Origin of the sequence: Bacillus shivajii, from assembly GCF_020519665.1 — a bacterium.
GTDB lineage: Bacteria > Bacillota > Bacilli > Bacillales > Salisediminibacteriaceae > Bacillus_CA > Bacillus_CA shivajii.
Genome location: NZ_CP084703.1, coordinates 2,351,629 through 2,367,056, shown reverse-complemented (window position 1 = coordinate 2,367,056; position 15,428 = coordinate 2,351,629). Strand labels below are relative to the sequence as shown.

15 protein-coding genes are annotated in these 15,428 nt (G+C 35.8%); 7 read left to right on the top strand and 8 right to left on the bottom strand.

The genetic code is table 11. The annotated features are described in order from the left end of the window. The first annotated feature begins 186 nt into the window (after positions 1–186). Positions 187–486 (top strand): hypothetical protein, encoded by a 300-nt coding sequence (locus LGQ02_RS11575; RefSeq protein ID WP_226514532.1) that lies wholly within the window; start codon positions 187–189, stop codon positions 484–486. 11 nt (positions 487–497) lie between these two features. Beyond that, on the top strand, positions 498–677 hold the full coding sequence (locus tag LGQ02_RS21510; RefSeq protein ID WP_404802349.1) for a CPBP family glutamic-type intramembrane protease: 180 nt from the start codon (positions 498–500) through the stop codon (positions 675–677). 88 nt (positions 678–765) lie between these two features. Here LGQ02_RS21510 and LGQ02_RS11565 read toward each other — a convergent pair whose 3' ends face one another. From LGQ02_RS11565 to LGQ02_RS11555, 3 genes are read right to left on the bottom strand one after another with little or no spacing between them, the layout of a single operon-like run. Next, positions 766–1,203: a CBO0543 family protein gene (locus tag LGQ02_RS11565; protein WP_226514531.1), complete on the bottom strand. Its 438-nt coding sequence runs from the start codon at positions 1,201–1,203 to the stop codon at positions 766–768. 47 nt (positions 1,204–1,250) lie between these two features. Continuing rightward, complete coding sequence (locus LGQ02_RS11560; RefSeq protein WP_226514530.1) at positions 1,251–1,730, bottom strand: hypothetical protein; 480 nt, start codon at positions 1,728–1,730, stop codon at positions 1,251–1,253. Between the two features lie 15 nt (positions 1,731–1,745). Then, the gene (locus tag LGQ02_RS11555) at positions 1,746–2,537 is read right to left on the bottom strand and encodes a hypothetical protein (RefSeq protein WP_226514529.1); all 792 of its coding nucleotides are present in this window, start codon (positions 2,535–2,537) and stop codon (positions 1,746–1,748) included. Positions 2,538–2,792: 255 nt separating this feature from the next. Here LGQ02_RS11555 and LGQ02_RS11550 point away from each other — a divergent pair, with 255 nt between their 5' ends. Beyond that, positions 2,793–3,884, top strand: a complete 1,092-nt coding sequence (locus LGQ02_RS11550; protein WP_226514528.1) for a sensor domain-containing protein — start codon at positions 2,793–2,795, stop codon at positions 3,882–3,884. A 61-nt stretch (positions 3,885–3,945) separates the two neighbouring features. Here the strand turns inward: LGQ02_RS11550 and LGQ02_RS11545 are convergent, their stop codons facing one another. Then, entirely contained in the window at positions 3,946–4,380 is a 435-nt protein-coding gene (locus tag LGQ02_RS11545; RefSeq protein WP_226514527.1) for a YndM family protein, read from the bottom strand. Positions 4,381–4,607: 227 nt separating this feature from the next. On the opposite strand from LGQ02_RS11545, the gene LGQ02_RS11540 reads away from it, so the two are divergent. After that, positions 4,608–6,878, top strand: coding sequence for a DEAD/DEAH box helicase (locus LGQ02_RS11540; RefSeq protein WP_319003456.1), 2,271 nt, complete (start codon positions 4,608–4,610; stop codon positions 6,876–6,878). Positions 6,879–6,907: 29 nt separating this feature from the next. Here LGQ02_RS11540 and LGQ02_RS11535 read toward each other — a convergent pair whose 3' ends face one another. The 3 genes from LGQ02_RS11535 to LGQ02_RS11525 are packed head-to-tail and all read right to left on the bottom strand — an operon-like array spanning position 6,908 to position 10,603. Continuing rightward, complete coding sequence (locus tag LGQ02_RS11535; protein ID WP_226514525.1) at positions 6,908–8,002, bottom strand: Ger(x)C family spore germination protein; 1,095 nt, start codon at positions 8,000–8,002, stop codon at positions 6,908–6,910. Continuing rightward, positions 7,977–9,095, bottom strand: coding sequence for a GerAB/ArcD/ProY family transporter (locus LGQ02_RS11530; protein ID WP_226514524.1), 1,119 nt, complete (start codon positions 9,093–9,095; stop codon positions 7,977–7,979). Before LGQ02_RS11530 ends, LGQ02_RS11535 begins: the two co-directional genes overlap by 26 nt. Positions 9,096–9,115: 20 nt before the next feature. Next, a complete protein-coding gene (locus LGQ02_RS11525; RefSeq protein WP_226514523.1) occupies positions 9,116–10,603 on the bottom strand; it encodes a spore germination protein in 1,488 nt (495 codons plus the stop codon). A 106-nt stretch (positions 10,604–10,709) separates the two neighbouring features. Between LGQ02_RS11525 and LGQ02_RS11520 the strand changes: the two genes are divergently transcribed. The 3 genes from LGQ02_RS11520 to LGQ02_RS11510 are packed head-to-tail and all read left to right on the top strand — an operon-like array spanning position 10,710 to position 14,653. Continuing rightward, on the top strand, positions 10,710–11,975 hold the full coding sequence (locus LGQ02_RS11520; RefSeq protein ID WP_226514522.1) for a ribonuclease H-like domain-containing protein: 1,266 nt from the start codon (positions 10,710–10,712) through the stop codon (positions 11,973–11,975). A gap of 18 nt (positions 11,976–11,993) precedes the next feature. Further along, positions 11,994–13,907: a DUF294 nucleotidyltransferase-like domain-containing protein gene (locus LGQ02_RS11515; RefSeq protein ID WP_226514521.1), complete on the top strand. Its 1,914-nt coding sequence runs from the start codon at positions 11,994–11,996 to the stop codon at positions 13,905–13,907. Between the two features lie 2 nt (positions 13,908–13,909). Beyond that, positions 13,910–14,653 (top strand): 3'-5' exonuclease, encoded by a 744-nt coding sequence (locus LGQ02_RS11510; RefSeq protein ID WP_226514520.1) that lies wholly within the window; start codon positions 13,910–13,912, stop codon positions 14,651–14,653. Positions 14,654–14,671: 18 nt separating this feature from the next. On the opposite strand, the gene LGQ02_RS11505 is transcribed toward LGQ02_RS11510, so the two are convergent. After that, the gene (locus tag LGQ02_RS11505; protein WP_226514519.1) at positions 14,672–14,992 is read right to left on the bottom strand and encodes a 2Fe-2S iron-sulfur cluster-binding protein; all 321 of its coding nucleotides are present in this window, start codon (positions 14,990–14,992) and stop codon (positions 14,672–14,674) included. Positions 14,993–15,428 lie beyond the last annotated feature (436 nt).

Genomic DNA, 15,428 nt, shown 5'->3' with positions numbered 1-15,428 from the left:
GTTATTACAACAAACTATTTAATTGTTGTTTCCATTTATACACTAATGCTCCTATCATTAACGCAACTCGTTGATATATTGGGGGCATCTACGTTCATAGACATCGTACTAATATTAGGTTTTGCCTTTATAACGTATCAGGTTATGAGAAAAAGTGGTTACCCATTATCAACATTTGGGTTAACTTTGAAGAATTGGAAAGGTGATGTGAAAGATGCTTTAGTTCTTACAGCACCAGTCTTCCTATTTTTTCTTCTTCTAAAATGGGGGATGGTTACGTTTATACCGGCATTTTCACATATCCCATTATTTAATATAACAGCATCATTTACTGATGTTGGCTTCAGCTATTCCATTTTCATCTTTACAATCATCGTATATATTGTGTTTTCATTTGTGCAAGAGTTTATTGCACGAGCAGGGTTACAATCCGCGTTTTCGCGATTTTTACCAGATACAAAGGGAAGGAAGTCAAAGCAATATTAATATCAAATTTAGTGTTTGCGATGGCTCATGCTCATATCGGTACGCTTTTCGCTTTAACAGCATTTATTCCTGGATTATTTTGGGGCTGGATGTACACAAGGCAAAAATCGATCATTGGTGTCAGTATCTCCCATATGTTAATTGGAATATGGGTACTGTTCATTTTAGGATTCACACAGTTTATACAATAGACGATAATAATAAACCTATGACAAGTTGTCATAGGTTTTTCATTGTTGAGGGTATGTGCGTGAATCGATAACTATCGTAATGATATTATCAATGATGCCTTATGTAATAATAATACAATCTTACAAGTGGAAAAATGAGCAAATAAAAAATTGCAGAATACCATAGTTTCCAACCTGTATATGTTAAGTAGCCAGATTGTACGGTAGTCCACTCAAAGAATGTAGAAAAAGCTGCCCAGGCTATCCAATAAGGGACGAAGGACTTAAAATTTACAGGCATATAGTTTAAAAATGGGATTGTAAATAACGGTGCCATAAAAAGCTTCGTTGTAAAAGCTTCCGGGCTTACTTCACTGTCACCAGCAAATTTGTATAGTTCGAACGTGTAGCCTAGGTAATAATCGACGACAATTTCAAGATAAGAAAGAGTAATCCAAATGATCACCATATCTCGTCTTTTTAAGTGTTTAGGCATAATCCAAACGATGACTAGTAACACTATAACTACAATTGATGAATACAGCACAAACATCATCCTTTTTTACTACACACAGTAAGGTAATAAGTTGTTTTTTACTGAATAGGGTTATTACTTTTAACACGGCAAATACCGAAAGATAAATGGCTCCAAAGTATGTCTTCTACCTTTTCAACCTTCTCCTCACTACACTCAACAATAATAACGACTTCTGATTTTCTACCCTTACTCATGTTGGCCTTTTTTTGATAATTCTTTTTGTAAAGGTAAAAATCAATTAGAAAGCCGATAATCAGTCCAATAATTAAGCCAATAACTCCCCAAATGATAGGCCCTAAATTTAAAATATATCCATAAATACTCCCCACAAGCATAAAAATCATTCCAAAAACAGCAGCTAAGTCAAATAAACTCATGCCATCTGATTGATGGATTGAATCAAATAACTTTGCTTCTTCAACACGTTTATCTAGAGGAAAAGCAAGAATGTTCTCTTTTGGAATGCCCTTTTGCTCTAGTTCCGAGAGTGCTAATTCTAATTTTGAAGAGTATTCAAAAGTAGAGATGATGTACATATCTTTAACTCCTTATTATTTCTTTAACTTTGCGAGTTTTTCAATAGCGTTATTCTGATAATTCCTTTTGAGATAATTCGCCTGTTCTTTTTCAAACACTTTGTTTAGGTCGACGGTATATGCGTAACTATCATAAATAGAAAATACATAAATTGAGGGGATGAACAAAAACCATTGCGGATTTAATATAGAAAGTGCATAAGAAATATCTCCGAGCATCGTATGTAGTAATGCTTCGTAAAAGTTTGAAAAATAAATAATAACGATCCACCAAATGATTGTAAAAACAGCACTCGGTATACGATTGATGTATAAATACCCTAAGCCAGGGGCGAGTATTGAGCATATTGCAGAAATCCAAGGTTGTCTTCGGTCTAAAAAGTTAATTTCTAAAGCACTTATTTTGAAAGGAGTTATTGAACTATTTTCTCTGTATGCAAGGACATATTGTCCATTCATTTCAACGGTTCTTCGATATGAATCCCATATTCCATATACGTAAACACTTGGATATAACAGTAGCCAGTTTGGATTTATTACCTCAATAGCTTTTTCCATTTCTCCGATCATTGAGTACATTAATGCAGCATTTATTCCTGCATTAACGTTTACTGTAATTTCCCAAATAAATAGAATAAACCCAGTTACAAACTTACATAACATAAAGTGGCCAAAACCAGGTAATGCAGCTGACCACCATGCTACAACCCACGGATGTCTGTATGTTATAAGGTTATCGTGGTAAGAAACTGAATGGTGGATTTTACGTCTTTCCAACATCGTTTGATCTACCTTTATGAAGCTCATGAAGACGTACCTCCGAAATGTGAATTCAACTAAGTGTATTATTAAACAAGTGATAGAAATATATGTAAAAGTTTATTAGCATAAGAAAGATAGTGATTTATAAGAGCGGTGCTGAACCAAAAAGTTTAGTAAGGGGTTATTAGGGGGAATAAATACCTAGCTGTAGAAAATGTTTGATGGTAAAATATATCAAGCTGAAAAAACTGTGAAAATGTAGACAGCTATTTTTACAGTCTTTAAAGGGGATAAGAGGTCTTGAAACATACGGGAAGAATGTTGGCTACTCTGCTTATTATTGCAATCTATGTAGGAATATTAATTTATCGTTATTTAATGGGGAAGTTAGCGGAACCTTATTATGATTTAATCTTTATATTGTTTCTTTTACTACCAGTGCCATGGTGGTTAGGAAAGCAGTATGATAAAGCAAATTATTATTTAGATAAACTTAAAGATCGTAAAGCCGAGCTAGATAGTCTTTTTAATAATAGTGCTTCGTTTTTATGGACAAACGATCTAACCGAACAAAAACTTAAGGTTTCGAAAGGGATCGAAAGTTTATATGGCTATTCTGCGAAAGAATTCGAAGAAGATTATGAACTATGGCTTTCAACTGTTTATTCTGATGATAAAGAAAAGGCTAATCGTTTTTATCGACATTTATTATCAGGAGATCCTTCAAGGGATGAATGGAGATTTATACGTAAAGATGGTGAAACAAGGTGGTTGGAAGCATTTGGGAATCCTATTTATAATCATTCTGGTAAATTAATAAAGTTAAACGGTGTTGCTTATGATATTACAGAGCGCAAACAAATGGAAGAAAAGCTTCATCATATGGCATATTATGATAACTTAACGAATTTACCGAATCGAAAAATGCTAAACGAATATTTTCAAAAAGAATTAACTCGTTGTAAACAATATCAGCAAAAGTTGGCTGTACTTTTTATAGATTTAGATGAATTTAAATCTATAAATGATACGTTAGGGCATGATGCAGGAGATCAATTGCTGAAACAAGTAGCTGAAAGGTTAGAAAAAAGTGTACGCCAACAAGATATTGTTGCACGACTTAGTGGGGATGAATTTATTATTTTGTTAGAGATTTCTTCAAGCGAAAAAGTGAAAATGATTGCTGACCATCTTGTAAATCATTTTAATGAACCATTTGAATTAAATGGGAAGGATCACTTTAATTCTCTTAGTATTGGAATAAGCGTATATCCCAATGATGGTGATAATATAAACACTTTGATCAAAAAAGCAGATTCAGCAATGTATTTAGCAAAAAAAAGAGGGGAAAACAACTATAAGTTTTCTCGAGAAGCAAGATTGTTAACATAATTTAAACCGACTACTTGTTACGTTAGTAGTCGGTTTTCTTAATATTTATGTGTAAGTCTGATTATTTATCTTTGTTAGGGTCAGGCTCATTTTCTTCTGCAAACTCAAAAGCAAAATTTGGCTTGAAATTTCGTTGTTTTGCTCGACTAGTATGCTTCACATTTTTCATGATATAGGCATGAATAAACAGTTCTGAACCTGCAATAAGGCTTGCGGAAATGATACTTCCCCATCCGATCATTAAATAACTATGGAAGAAGATCCCACCAAATAAAAAGACGAGTGTATACGTTAAGAAAAAATCAACGACAACCGCATTCGTTTTACCAATTTGCGGGAGAATCATGAGGTCTCCAATAAAGTAAGAAATTACAGTAACTAATAAGCTAAATGAAATGATCTCCACAAACGTTCCACCGAAAAACAGCCCTAAACTAATCCAAAATACGGCAAGACTTACGATAAACTTGAACAATAAGATATTGAAATGCTTCATTATATAAATACTCCTTTTTAATCATTAGTCTTGTACAAAAGTATGAGTATCCATACTATATATTTACTACCATTACTTATGAACAAGAGTAGAGAGATCAAGTTTTCATGTCTCACAACATACGGTTACTGTAATATTATTATGTAAACTAAACTCAACTTAAATAAAAACATTTTGTCATCCAAACATACATTCGCTATAATAAAATCATGAAGGGGGAGATTGCTGTGTTTGGTAAAAAGTCAATCGACCAATTAATAAATGAGTTAAAGCGAGACGAGCATGTCGCTCATTGGCATGAGATGAAGGAACAAGCGGCGAAAACAGCTTCTTTTCCAATAAAATTAGATAAAAGAATACGTGAAGCATTACAGAAAAGGAACATCCATGAATTATATACACACCAAGCTTCGGCGTTTGAAGCTGTAATGAATCATGAAAATATCGTGGCCGTTACACCAACGGCTTCTGGGAAAACGTTATGTTACAATCTCCCTGTTTTGCAACGGCATATTGAAAATAGGGAAAGTAGAGCACTTTACATTTTTCCAACAAAAGCATTAGCTCAAGACCAAAAAAGTGAATTAAATGAGTTTATTGATGATCTTGATGTAAACATAAACAGTTATACATATGACGGCGATACACCGGCCAACATTCGCCAAGTCGTACGGAAAGCAGGACATGTAGTGATTACAAACCCTGATATGCTTCATTCGGCAATTTTACCTCACCATACGAAATGGATCTCTCTTTTTGAAAACTTAGAGACAGTTGTTATTGATGAGTTGCACACTTATCGTGGGATATTCGGTTCACATGTTGCAAATGTTATTCGTAGACTAAAGCGTATTTGTGCTTATTACGGAAGTAACCCGACATTCATTTGTACATCAGCAACCATTGCAAACCCAAAGGAATTGTGCACGGAGTTAATAGGTGAGAACGTACGTTTGATCGATAATAATGGTGCACCAAAAGGGAAAAAACATTTTGTCCTTTATAATCCTCCTGTTGTGAATAAACAATTAAACATAAGAAAAAGCGCTACGAAAGTCGTCAATGACATTGCATCGACATTTTTAAAAGAGCGGATCCAAACGATTGTTTTTGCTAGGAGTCGAGTCCGAGTAGAAATCATATTAAGCCATTTACAGGAGCTTGTGAAAAATGAATTGAACAAAAAGTCGATACGTGGTTATCGAGGGGGCTATCTCCCGAACCAGCGCCGCGAAATCGAAAGAAGCTTGCGTCAAGGTGAAACGGTTGGAGTCGTTAGTACGAATGCTCTTGAATTAGGAGTAGATATAGGTCAACTGCAAGTATGTGTGATGAGTGGTTATCCAGGATCGATTGCTTCGAGCTGGCAGCAAGCAGGAAGGGCCGGAAGAAGACAGGATGAATCAATTGTTATTATGGTTGCCAACTCAAGCCCAATTGACCAATACATTTTTCAGCATCCTGAATTTTTCTTTCATAGTACACCAGAAACCGCACGAATTAATAAAGATAATTTAATTATTCTTGTCGATCACATTAAATGTGCTGCATACGAACTACCGTTCAAACAAGGTGAAACGTTTGATGGTACACCAATTGAAGAAATCTTAGAATATTTAACAGAGGAAAGGGTTTTACATGCGCAAGGCAACCAATGGTTCTGGATGAATGATGCCTTTCCCGCTCACAATATTAGCCTTCGTTCAGCTGCACAGGAAAACGTCGTGATCATTGACCAAACGAATGTAGAAAAGCATCGCGTGATTGGAGAAATGGATACGTTTAGTGCGATGACGTTACTGCATGATGAAGCAATCTACCTACATGAGGGAACGCAATATCAAGTAGAATTTCTCGATTGGGATGAAAAAAAGGCGTTCGTAAGAGAGGTAGATGTTGAATATTTTACAGATGCTAACCTTGCAATTCAGCTGAAAGTGTTAGAAATAGATGAAAAACGTCATCTCGGTCGTCACGAACTTCAATATGGAGATGTCATGGTCACAGCGATGGCGACGATCTTCAAAAAGATTAAATTAGAAACATTTGAAAACATCGGTTCAGGACCAATACATCTACCAGAGCAAGAGCTTCATTCAAACGGGATTGCCATTACATTTCAACCTGAGTTTTTTGAACAGTGGAATGAAAACGTCATGGAACAAATCTTAATGGGCGGAGCTCACGTGTTGCAACACGTTGCTTGTGTAAAGGTCATGTGTGATAAAAATGATTTACATGCTGTGCCAGAAGTAAAAGCGATTCATTCACAAAAGCCAACAATCTTTTTATATGACAGGTATCCAGGTGGAATTGGCTTAAGTAAAAGTGTTTATGAACAAACGGAACAAATATTGTTGGACGCTTTGAACTTTGTTCAATCTTGCCCGTGTGAAGGCGGGTGCCCTACTTGTGTCGGGGTTGGTAGTACGAGCTCGGATTTAAATGTAAAAAAAGAAGTATCGAAACTTATAAAATCGAGTTTAACTCATGAATGAAGAGGTTGCCAATTGGTCAACCTCTTTCATTATTCTTCGACGCCGGTTTCTGTTATAACAACATCAATACTTGCACGAATTGGGGCTAAATGGTATTGTTTATTCCATTTCTCTAGATCAAAATGTTTATCCTTCGCTTTTACTTTTGCCCCAAATCCTATTGGATCAACTTTTTTCTTCTGTAAAAGAAAGATTAGACGGTTCATTTCTTTTGAAAGTGTTTTTTCTAAGGACCTTTGAATTTCTTTCACTTTTTTTTCATCTAATGTATGTCCTGAATACTCCTTAACCTTTCCTTTGAACTGAACTGATACATCTATTTCAGGGATTCTTTTCGATAAATCGACTGTCACATCATTATTCGAACTAATATTACGAATAACAGCGTACTCATCATCCTCTTCATTTAATGTAAGTTCGTAAGTGCCTTCTCTAGCAGGTTCTACTAACAACTTGATTAAAAAAGCTTGGCGTAAGTTCAATCGATGAACTGCGCGGTCCCCTTTAAATAGCGTTAATCCGGTTATTTGAATTTGTTCATCATTAAGTTGAATATTGGGAAGAAAGGCGTCTTTCCCTTCTTGAAAGTAACTAGAAATAAAAGTGAAGATATTTGAGGTTGGGATTGTTTGCCTATCTATATTTTGTTCAATCATTTCTTCAATATAGGTCGCTGTATCCTCTTCTAAATTGTAGTCTTCTGTTAATAGCTCTTTGGTGGAGCCTTTGTCTACTGTTGCCAAAAAAATGCGTAAACCAATATTCGGGTCGCGTATAAATGTATCTAATAATGTCATAATTCCATTCTCAGCTAAATGATAATCAAAAAGAATAGATTTTATTTTTCCAGGGTGCAAAGGCCTCGACGATTTTGTTTCAAGAAGTGTACCTATATCTCTTGATGTTTTCGCAGTTGCAGAAATCGTTACACTTTCTACTTGTGCCTCCGTTTGAAAGGTTGGGATAGACACCGTCCCTTCGATCTTATCCTCATCGACTAAGTCATACCCCACACCAAAGATTAATTTTTGCTCATCTAAAATCTGTTGTTCAACACAGCCAGCCTGGATGAACAGCACAAATAAAAATAGCCCATATTTATATCGAAGCTTTTTGGCGACCATTTGAACGATTCCTCCATTTATGTATCAAAGCTGTTATGATAAACAATGTAGGTATATACACATATATAAGGTAAAAACCTGCCATTGAAACCCTTTCTTTTAAAAAGACAACCTCTGTTCTCGTTTCTAGTGGATATAAACAAATAACTAGTAATCCAGCGAGTAAGATCAGTGCTTTCTTCTGTGTGATTTTAAACGTTTGTTTCATTGCCCTGCTTGCTGCCCATAGGAAAATGGTGATGTTAGGAAACACGACGAATAACCAAACGGATATCCCAATGTATTCAAATCGTTCAATAAATGGTAATTCGAGAATCTTCCACATACTTAACGTCGGATAGACGAGTCGCTCTAGATGGCTTTCTGTGTAAAATAAAAATGACACAATCGCCACAGTGACATATAAAACTGTAGTAAATAAATGACCAAAGTGTGCCCATTTTTGGGACTGTTTTCCTTGTTGTATATACGGATAGTAAATGAGCAGAGCTTCAAGTCCTAGAAAACTAAGGGTCATCGTACTAAAAACGGATAATTGATCCTGAAATGTTGTTTGAAAGAGTGGTAATAAATATTCAAGGTTCGCAAACTCTAGCGGTGCCGCAATTGTAAATATGAGCCATAATGGGATTATTACCCCTAAAAACGCAATGCCAGTAACGACTCGAAATCCTTGCCATATACAATACACAGCAAGAAGGACAATAGGAATGCCAAGTTCTAATGTATATAATTGAGGGAACATCCAAATTTGGATGATTTCAATATACGTTCTTAACACAGTAAGAGAAGATGCAAAAAAATAAACAATCAATAAAAAGCTTAAGATTGCTCCCAGTTTTTTACCGAAGTAATAGGAGTGTACCTTTACAAGGTCATTCACTTTCTCTTGACGATTTAAAAGTCGGTACATCATCCAAATAATAAGATGTAAAAAAGCACCAGTCAAAAAGACACCAATCCAAGCTTGATATCCAGCATCTTCAGCAATAAAACGAGTAAACATGAGGATGCCGACCCCAATTTGAGAAGTATGTATCAGGAAAAACACTAATTTCGGTGAAACGTGGTTCATGGAATGTATTTGTTTCACAAAGTGTCCCTCCTCAGTACTTATTGGATATCGTGATCAATATCATTTTTCATCTTTGCATCTTTTACGGAAAACTTCGTTTCGTCTTTCGTTTGCGTTGTTAATGGACGTTTACTTTGAAAACTAAACGGGAGACGAATAAAAGAATCCCGAAGGTCTTTCACAATCGGCGGATAGATTGGTGCAAGGTAAGGACGCCCTAATGATTTTAAGCTGATAAGGTGAATCAGTGTAAACGTCATAAGTAAGGAGATTCCAATTAACCCCCACAGTTGAGCAATGATTAAAAAAGGAAAACGCATAAGTCGAATCGTATTACCGATCCGATAAATAGGTGTCGTAAAAGATGCTAAAGCGGCGAGTGCAACAATGATCAGTAGCACATTACTTGTTAATCCAGCTTCTACTGCTGCTGTACCAATAACGATCCCACCGACAATCCCAATTGTTTGACCAACCTTTGTTGGCAATCTTGCTCCTGCTTCTCGTAATAGTTCGATCGTTAACTCTAAAAATAGTGCTTCTATAATTGGCGGAAAAGGGACTTGCTCGCGCGTTAAAATTAACGTAGCCATTAAATCCCTTGGAATCATTTCTACATGGAATGTAATAACGGCGACATATATCGGTGTTGCAAAAACTGAAAAAAGGACAGCGCATAAACGAATCAATCGAAAGACTGACGCCATATGCCAAGCAATATAATAATCTTCAAAGGCAGAAAAGAATTCAATCAGCGTTGTTGGTGCTGTTAAAGCAGCTGGAGAACCGTTAACTAAAATAGCTATTTTTCCTTGAGATAATACGCCTGCTACACGATCAGGCCTTTCGGTATCAACTGTTTGAGGAAAAGGGCTGTTTTTATTGTCTTCAATGAATTGGGATAAGTAGGAACTATCTTCGATTTCATCATAATCAATCTCTTCGATTCGTTGAAGCGCCGTTCTTACATCTTCTTCGTTAGCAATCGACTTTAAATATACGACCGCAACATCAGTATGAGTTAGTGTTCCTACTTTTAGTTTTTTCACAACAAAATCAGTGGTAGGTATACGTTTACGAATGAGATTAATATTTACATCTAAGTTTTCAACAAACGCTTCTTTTGGACCGATTACACTGTATTCAACTTCAGGTACACTAACGATTCGGTTTTCGCTATGAGACAAAACAATCAAAAGACCGTGCTCATCGTTTTCTTTAAGTTTAATAAGAACATTGCCGGTAATTAACCCTTCTTCTAAATCGTCAGGCGAAGAGATGATTTTCATTTCTTCAAATGAAAGCTGAGAATAAATATCCTCAAGTGTTTCATACTTTTTTTCTTTTAAGTTTTTAATGACTTTACTTTGCAGCCGTTGTTCATCAACAACTGTTTCGAAATAGCTAATATGAAAGGTTTGATAAGAGCTTTGGACTTCATCAATAATAAAATCATCAGACTGGCTACATTCATGAATAATATCTTTCCACGTTTTTTCGTATGTTTTCATTGGTTTCTTAGACAACGCAATGGCCCCTTCGTTCCTAAGTAAGTGTTCACTTTGTGTTAGTATGTAAACAAGTGAACGATTTCTATTCAAATGAAAAATATAAAGCTTAAGGTGATAGATAATGAGTTTAAAATCAAAGTTAAATCGGATGAAGACACATTTAAACACTGAGAAAAGTTCTGGTGAAATGACAGGAGCAAAAAGTAAACAAAATTTAGATGAAGATTTAACAACGCAGGTTGACGTTTTAGAGAGTGAATGGAGAAAGTTAGGCTTTAAGCCAGTCACATTTGATGGGGAGGTATCATATAAGAAGCAGCAATTTTACCCTAACCAAAACCATTTATTTTATCAGGATATGCTACAAATAAATGATCTTTGGGAAGAGCTTCAAGTAAACCACCCGCTATCGTTAAAAGGTGTTGCGGTTGAAAAGTTGCTCTTTTTTGATACGGAAACAACAGGACTTTCTACGGGAGCGGGAAATACAATTTTTCTTATCGGGTATGCAAAAATAAACGCAAACGGAATAGAAGTGACACAGCATATATTGCCAGATCCTGCTTCTGAGGCTGCCTTCATGTATTCATTTTTACAAGACTTTAGGGAAGATGATTACTTAGTAAGCTACAACGGAAAGTCGTTTGACTGGCCGCAAGTAAAGTCAAGACATTCATTTGTAAGAGACCGAGTCCCGAAATTACCGAAGTTTGGACATATAGACTTGCTCCATGCAGCTAGAAGGCTCTGGAAGGACGAACTGCCTTCATGCAGACTTGCTATTGTTGAAGAGAATAAACTGAAGAACCCAAGGTCGAACGATACACCAGGAAGCATGGCACCTCTTCTTTATTTTGATTATTTACAAGATAAAAAGCCTGAACACTTAAAAGGGATTATTGAGCATAATGACAAGGATGTACGTTCGCTCGTTCACCTTTACATTGATATTACAAAGAGGTTGTTTCACCAACATCGAGACAAGCTAACAAGTAATGAACACTTTCAAGCGGGTAAGTGGTTTGAACAGACTGGTGTGGTTGAGAAAGCTCTAAAACATTATGAATGTGCTTCACTCTTGAGAGGACATGGCCAGGCTTCAGCATTTTATCGATTAGGACTACTTGCAAAAAAAGCAAAGAAAACGGATGAGGCCAAACAATTTTTTCATCAAAGTATCTCACTTCAAGCAGAGTGCTTCATAGAATCGTACATTGAATTGGCTAAGCTGTTAGAGCACCAAGAAAAAGACATTCAAGGCGCGTATGAAAACGCCAAACATGCATTAGCAATAGTTAATAAATCTAACCATAAAAATGTGTCAATTAGTAAAGTCCGTGACATAGAGAAAAGGATTGCTCGTTTAAAGAAAAAAATAAAGTTGTGATAAAAGGAGGGGGGACGGTTGACATATGAAAAAGAACAATATGATGACATCATCCGTAAAACATATCCGTTTGACCTATTAACAGAAGAACAATATAAGAAAATCATTACACGTTCAGAGAGAATCGTATTTCATGAAAATGAATTTGTTTTTCACGAAGAAGATGAAGAGGTGGAAGTGTATTTTTTATTAAAAGGATTAGCTAAAAATGTCCTCCATCGGGATAATGGTGAGCAGTTCTCTGTAAGGTTTTATTATCCTGGTGACTTAATTGGAATGCTCATGCTTCTAGCTGGTGGTCAAATGAACTTCTCTGTTCAAGCTTTAGAAACATGTGATACTGTTTTGTTTAAAAAAAATGACCTATTAAAGGTGATGTCAGAAAATAAGACGTTCTCAGATGTCATATTGTCTGGGATCGGTAGCAGAATGAAATCGTTATACGATGAGATTAAAAAGGAACGTTCAGTATCACAAAATGAAAATATTTCTTTGTTTCGTACACGAGTTCGTACAATTATGGAAAAGGCACGTACAATCTCAAACGTAAGAACGTTAAATGAAGCTGCGAAAACGTTGTTACAATGTAAAACTTCTGGTTTAGTCGTTGTAAACGAAAAGCAAGAACTATTTGGTGTATTAACCCAACAACAAGTTATACAGGGATTGATGGAGGGCAAAGAGTCTGATTTAGTGACAAAGTGGATGGACTGTGACCCTATATGCACACAAGAGAATGCTTTTAGTTATGAAGTTTTAACCTTTTTTAAAGATGACCACATCGACCTTGTGCCTGTATTGAGTAATCAATCTGTTGTCGGTGTATTAACTGCAGAAGCATTTTTACAACTACAAGACTCGAAGTATATTAACCTTTCTTATAGGTTAAACCATGCATTCACTTTGAAGGAATTAAAAGCATTATCTCCTAAAAATAACGAAGATTTTTATACATTTACTGAAGCATTGTTAAATGAGCGTACGTATCCGACAGAAGTGTGTGAACTAATCTCTAATTACAACGATAAAATACATCGACAAGTCATTAAGTTTGCAATCAATGAAATGAAAGAGGAAGGTTTTGGTAAGCCACCAATAAACTTTTGTTTCATAGTCATGGGAAGTCAAGGTCGTAAGGAGCAAGCGTTCAGTACAGATCAAGATAATGGTTTTATTCTCGATGATTATGAACATTTACCTAATAAAACCCAAATAGAAGAGTATTTTCTTCATTTTGCAAAAAAAATCAATGATGGGCTTGCTGAGTCGGGGTTTCCAGAATGTACTGGTGGAATTATGGCGAAAGAAAAGAAATGGACAAGAAGTTTGAGTCAGTGGGTACGTGAAGTAGAGCATTGGTTACGTGAGGCAGATGCCGAAGAAGTACGCGACTTTACGATTTTTATTGACTACCGACCGGTTTATGGAGATTTTCAGCTAGGCTATTCACTTAGAGAGGAAGTAACAAAGAAGATTCAACATGCTAAAATGATGCATGCAATGCTTATGAAAGATACGATACGCTTTAGAGTACCAATTAGTCCATTAGGAAGAATTTCAGCAAGAGGCAAAGAGAGAAGTATCGATTTAAAAAAACAAGGTATGATGCAAATTGTTAATGGTGTTCGTATTTTTGCTATTAAATATGGAATCAAACAAGTTAGTACACTTGAAAGGTTGAGCCAATTACAAGAAAAAGAAGTTTTTCATCCACGTGATGTGAAAAATGCAAAGCTTGCTCTAGACTACTTACATGAGTTTAGACTAAAAGAACATATGTCACAACTTCGTAATAGTGCACCGTTAACAAATGACATTCATACTGCAACTTTAACTAAAGACGAAAAGAAACAGTTAAAAGAAGCGTTATTAATCGCAAAAAGGCTGCAACAAATGAGTGAACTAAGTTTTGCGAAGAATCGGGGGATATAAAGATGGGTGTATCCGCCCTACGGATTATGAAATTTTTATTGTTTGATTATCACCATTTTCATTATAAAAGAAAACAGTGGTTAAGGAAAAATCAGGCATCGTTTCAAGAAGTGAAAGAAGCTATATTACATTTAAATATGAGGAAATCGAACATCCATGTTGATACACTTTTAGAAGATATTACATATACTGTTTTTGACTTAGAAACAACTGGGTTTTATTCGAAAATCGCAGATGAAGTCGTCTCTATTGGGGCAATAAGAATAAATAAAAACAAGATACAATTTCCAGAACAGTATTATGAAATAGTCTCTCCTTTTAAAAAGGTACCAAATGATGTGCTAGATTTAACTGGGTTAACAGTCGATGAGATTGAAGCGGGAGAACGTTTTCCAATAGCAATGAAAAACTTCTTACAATTCTCTGAAGAAAGTGTTGTTGTTGCTCATCCATCAAGCTTTGATGTGAACTTTCTTAAAGAGCAAAGTAAACGTTGGAATCTCCCACCATATAACCCGATCATTGTCGATTCGTATGAAGTGGCAAAATACCTGTACCCGGATCATCGAAATGATTTGGACGAACTCGTAAGTCGATTTGCGATTAACGGAAATGACCGCCATCATGCTTTAAACGATGCTCATATGACAGCTAGTTTGTTTGAACACTTAATTGAGGAATTAAACAGTAGAGGGATCGTTACTTTACGTGATTGGTACGAAGTCAAAGAAAATCGCAGGGGTTAATTCCTGCGATTTTCAATGTTATTTGTCTGGGCGTGGGCCTGGGTCCATCCCTGTAGACGAAACAGTTTTCATTGGCTTTACTGTTACATCTTGGTCTACACGAACTTGGCATGATAATCTGCCTGAATGATCTAAGCCTTTTCGATCAAAAACAGCTTTCTCTGTCTCTGACAATGGTCCAAAGTCGCCGTCTACAACTTCTACAATGCAAGTCGTACATTTGGCATTCCCTCCGCATCGATGAAGGATGTCTACACCGTTATCTTCTAATGCGAGTACGAGCTTTGTGCCTTCTTCTACTTCAAATGGCTCTTGGCCTGGAACTGTAACTTTTGGCATTTCAATAACACTCCTTTTTTAATATGTATAAGGCATTTATAAAAAGTATTTATTAAAGCCTTAAAGGAAGTATACATTATCCTTCCCATACATTTCGAGGATAAAACATATCATATTTCCGCGGCAAGCGCATAAAACGCTAACATTCGAGTTCTGTTAGCAAAAATAAGTTTACTGAAAGTGCTAAAAGGATTTAATGATGCCGAAAACTGACGAAAAAGGAAATAAAAGCTTATTGAAAATAATAAAAAAAATTATAAAATAAAAGTGATGGTTGAGAAAAGAGGAGAGAAACAAATGGCGAAAATCGTTATGGTTATGTTTTTTGTTGTCATCGGAGTGACTTTTTGGTTTTTACAATAAATTTCGGGCAAAATTAGGTTTTCACACTAGTACATGTATGGGGAAACAAACATAGGTTGATATTGAATCCAAT